The organism is Flavobacterium hiemivividum, assembly GCF_004349145.1.
GTDB lineage: Bacteria > Bacteroidota > Bacteroidia > Flavobacteriales > Flavobacteriaceae > Flavobacterium > Flavobacterium hiemivividum.
Window position 1 is genome coordinate 1 of sequence record NZ_SMFO01000027.1, and the last position, 2555, is coordinate 2555.

Here is a 2555-nt window from a genome sequence, read left to right on the forward strand (position 1 = left end):
TAACTGTATTTCTGGAAAGCGAGAGATAATTGCTAATAAAGAGCTTACTCTTACCGCTACAATAGAATTTTAGTGCTTTTCTAATTTTGCTCATGTCTGTTAGTTTATTGGCCATAAATCCGTCGTTTTTTTAACGAATTTAAGGGCTAACAACATGAAAAAAGTAGTTGTTTTTTAGGTGGTCACTTTCAACTGGAATCAGGTGGTCAGTTTGCTCCGGAATTGGGTGGTCAATTTCAACCGAAACAAGTGGTCAATTTACACTGGAATTGGGTGGTCAATTTGACCGTTTTTTCCAAAATAATGGCCAAACTAGAATTAGAAGCCGATAAAGAGGTAGCATGGCAGGAAGAATGCAGGTTACACGCAATTCAAAGAGCAGAAGAAGAAAAAATCAAACAAGAATTTAAAGCACGAAAAGAAAAAGAAATAATTAAAACCAAAAGTCTATTTTCAGATGCTGAAAAATTCAATAAAGCCACAATATACCGCAATTTTATAAATGCAACAGAACAAAAAGCTATAAGAGAAAATAACCTTACCGATGAATTAAAAGATTGGATTAAGTGGGCAAATGAAAAAGCCGATTGGTTCGATCCCTTTATAAACAGAGAGGATGAATTACTCAATGACAACGACCGGGAAGAATTCCATAAACCGAAACAAACGAACTATTATTACAGATAACAGCTTAACTACATCACTAGCCATGATAATACAATAGTGCATAATCTATAGTAAAATAATACTTATGGTAAAAATATGTTCTCGTAAAACCTTGATTTTGTTAACAACTACGATTAAATGTTAAAAAGTTTGCATAATACTGCCTTTGCATCGTATATTTGCACCAATCGTACCAGTAGCGCTTCCCATCAGAACAGCCTTCTGGTCTTTTTTTTTTATAACTATATGGCGAATAAATTACCTAAAACCGTTGCTGAACAAATTAGACAATGCACCACATTTTCTAAAAAATATAAGCTACTATCGATTAAAAGGATATTGGTGGGAAATGCAATCGGATAAAGTAGAACATAAATTCAGCCCTAATAGTTATTTTGAAGATGTTATTGATTTATATAACTTCGACAGGCATTTACGCCTGCTAATGTTTGATGCTATTGAGCGTATAGAAGTAGCTTTAAGAACAAAGTTAATTTATCATCTTTCATTATCTCAGGGACCTTTATTCTATCTTGACGATTCTATTTTTACTGATAAAGCAAAACAACAGGCGACCGTAGATCATTTAATCAGTGAAATAGACCGTAGCAAAGAACAATTCATATTAGAACATCGAAAATATCACAAAGGAGAACCATTCGAATCATGGAAAGCTTTAGAAGTAACATCATTAGGTACACTTTCTAAATTATATAAAAACCTAAACCATCAACTACCTGAAAAATCAAAAATAGCTCAAGAATTTGGATTTAATTCTCACAAAGATTTCTCTAGTTTTTTGGAAGCGATAACAGTAATTAGAAACGTCATAGCTCACCATTCCAGGTTATGGAACAACAATGTCACTACAAAATATTTATGGCCTAAAAACTTAAAAAGTAATCCAATTACATACGTACCAAACGAAAATCAAAGGGCTAAACTATTTCCCCTACTCTCTTTAACAATACATGCAATCGAAATAATAAGTCCCGGTAATTCAATCAAAGAAAAATTCTTTCAATTATTAAATGAATATCCAGTTGTTTCTGTACATAAAATGGGGTTTCCTGCAAATTGGAAAACACAACCGATATGGGTTAAATAAATACTAATTATGACAAATTATCCTAAATCAATACCTGTTTTAAAAAACAAGACTGCACAAAATTTTATCAATAAGATTAATGCTAATACTGCAAAAAAAGCTTCAATTGATTTTTCTGTCCAAGCAAAAATTACAGCATAAATTTTAAAAAAGGCAAAAATATAATTCCATAAGAATATTTCCGTTCCACTCATCACGAGCAATCAAGCGGTCTCTCTTCGGTCGTTCCCTTTGTTCCGTTCGGCTGTTCCAGTCGGTCAACCATATATTTTCATAGGAACTTTTTCGGTAAATATGCAATTTATGGTTTTAATTCAATAGTTTGGTTTCCCTCCGTTCCACAGACACTTCACAGCACTAAAAAAACAGCAGCTTGAAAATAAGCAGCTATTTTTTTGCGCTGTTTCGTTCCTCATCTTCACACGGTCTCTACCCTGCGTTCGGTCGGGCTTATGCATCCACAATACCGCTTCATTCCGTTTCGTGGGTATTTCGGTGGGACCGTGCCACCCATTTCGGTTGAAATGGTGCCACTTTGAAAGATATTACAATAATACAAAAAGTTTGTTCAGTTTAAAAATTTGCTTTTCTCATAGACTCACCTGTTAGTTCTATTCTATGAGAGGAATTTACAATCCTATCTAGCACTGCATCGGCAATAGTACAGTTCCCAATTATGTCATGGTATGCAGATACCGGTATTTGAGAAGATAGTATTATTGATCCTTGATTGTGTCTTTGATCAACAATATCTAATAAAGCTTCCCTAGACTGATTATCA

4 protein-coding genes are annotated in these 2555 nt (G+C 33.7%); 3 read left to right on the top strand and 1 reads right to left on the bottom strand.

Annotated features, from left to right (window positions below; genetic code table 11):
* The first annotated feature begins 303 nt into the window (after positions 1-303).
* From E0F98_RS15915 to E0F98_RS16270, 3 genes are all read left to right on the top strand, one after another.
* The gene (locus E0F98_RS15915) at positions 304-687 is read left to right on the top strand and encodes a hypothetical protein (RefSeq protein WP_132113253.1); all 384 of its coding nucleotides are present in this window, start codon (positions 304-306) and stop codon (positions 685-687) included.
* Positions 688-937: 250 nt separating this feature from the next.
* On the top strand, positions 938-1774 hold the full coding sequence (locus tag E0F98_RS15920; protein ID WP_165929342.1) for an Abi family protein: 837 nt from the start codon (positions 938-940) through the stop codon (positions 1772-1774).
* Between the two features lie 9 nt (positions 1775-1783).
* Entirely contained in the window at positions 1784-1915 is a 132-nt protein-coding gene (locus tag E0F98_RS16270) for a hypothetical protein (protein ID WP_262709008.1), read from the top strand.
* 432 nt (positions 1916-2347) lie between these two features.
* Here E0F98_RS16270 and E0F98_RS15925 read toward each other — a convergent pair.
* The coding region (locus tag E0F98_RS15925; protein WP_165929343.1) for an ATP-binding protein at positions 2348-2555 on the bottom strand (208 nt) is incomplete at its 5' end.